The following is a 1,656-nucleotide window of genomic DNA, read 5'->3' on the forward strand; positions in this document are numbered from 1 at the left end:
GAGCATTCCTGTTAGAAAGGTTTTCGGGGACTTGAAAGAAAAAAGCCCTCTTGGTATGATGCAGGGGTGTCAACACCTAAAATCAGACCAAGGAGGACTATACAGTGAATTGTACACGAAATCTCAAAATTGAACAAGTCACCGAACAAACATTAGTCATCGGCATGGATATCGCGAAACACAAACATTATGCAGCGATGGTGGATGAGCGTGGTAGGGAACTGAAAAAGCCGTTTCCCGTTCTTCAATCTCGAATTGGATTCGAACAATTTTACGCATCCATCGAAGAAGCGAAAAAAGTGTTTGGCAAGACAGAAGTCATCGTTGGCATCGAGCCGACCGGGCATTACTGGTTGAACCTCGCCTATTTCCTCGAGGAAAAAGGGATCCCATTGGTGATGGTCAATCCGATGCACGTGAAACGATCAAAAGAACTCGATGACAACTTGCCAACGAAACATGATGCAAAAGACGCCCGAATCATTGCGAAACTGGTCAAAGACGGACGCTTTAGCTATCCACGTATTCTCCACGAGGTGGAGGCCGAATTGCGGGTAGGGAGCACGTTTCGAGAGTCGTTGATCAAAGAGCTGAATGCCGTCCAAAATCAAATGATTCGATGGACGGATCGTTACTTTCCTGAGTTTACGCAAGTATTTCCATCATTCGGAAAAATCGCTTTGGCTGTATTAGAAAAAACACCATTTCCGAATGAAATCGTTGATCAGACGGTCGAGGAGTTGATCGAGCGATATCGACAAAGTGAAGGGCTCAAATGTCCGCAAAAACCGAAAATTCAAAAGCTGTTAGAGGTTTCCCGTCAGTCGATTGGCATCACTCAAGGACAACAGATGGCCCGTATCGAAATCGCCACGTTGGTCCGCCGATATCGTCAATTGGAACAGGAAATCGCAGCGCTCACGGAACAGTTAATCGCCCTTGCACAAACGACAGTGGAGTATGAATGGCTTCAAACGATCCCTGGGCTTGGCGATGCGACAATTGTGGAACTATTGTCGGAAATCGGGAGTTTTCATCAGTACCAAGATCCGCGACAACTCATGAAATTAGCGGGCTTAACTTTGAAAGAAAACTCATCTGGGCAGCACAAGGGACAAAAGCGTATCTCGAAAAGAGGACGAAAACGGTTACGCGCCCTCCTCTTTCGGGTGATGATGCCTCTCATTCGTCATAACGAAGCGTTTCGCGCTTTGCATGAATACTATACGACACGTCCCATCAACCCGTTGCGTAAGAAACAATCGATCGTTGTGTTGTGTGGAAAGCTATTGAAGATTCTCTATGCCGTTTGTGTGAAACAACAAGCATTTGATGGGGAACGAATGATACGGGATATCTCCCATACTCATACTCAAGCCCACGCAGCTTAGAGCCATCCCCTTTGGAAATAAATCTTGTCTGAACAACCAGATGACACGGAGAAGCTGGCACGATTTCATCCATCCGACCGAGAGTCCCTAAAGGAGCTTAGCCGGCCTCTGCCTGGTGAAGAGACCGAACGAAGGAATGTTGGCACAAGGATGCCCAGAGACATGGGAGGGTTCGTCCTCATCAGCAATGCAGAGATCCAAGGTGCATCGCATATGTATTTTCCATTGGTTTTAACATACAAAAATAACCAGTGGTCGCGAAGCG

The 1,656-nt window shown here is 46.7% G+C and carries 1 protein-coding gene; it reads left to right on the forward strand.

The genetic code is table 11. The features are described from left to right. Positions 1–104: 104 nt before the first annotated feature. Positions 105–1,391: an IS110 family RNA-guided transposase gene (locus K1I44_RS14930; RefSeq protein WP_219986625.1), complete on the forward strand. Its 1,287-nt coding sequence runs from the start codon at positions 105–107 to the stop codon at positions 1,389–1,391. Positions 1,392–1,656: the final 265 nt, after the last annotated feature.

The organism is Anoxybacillus sp. ST4 (assembly GCF_019448545.1).
GTDB lineage: Bacteria > Bacillota > Bacilli > Bacillales > Anoxybacillaceae > Anoxybacillus > Anoxybacillus pushchinoensis.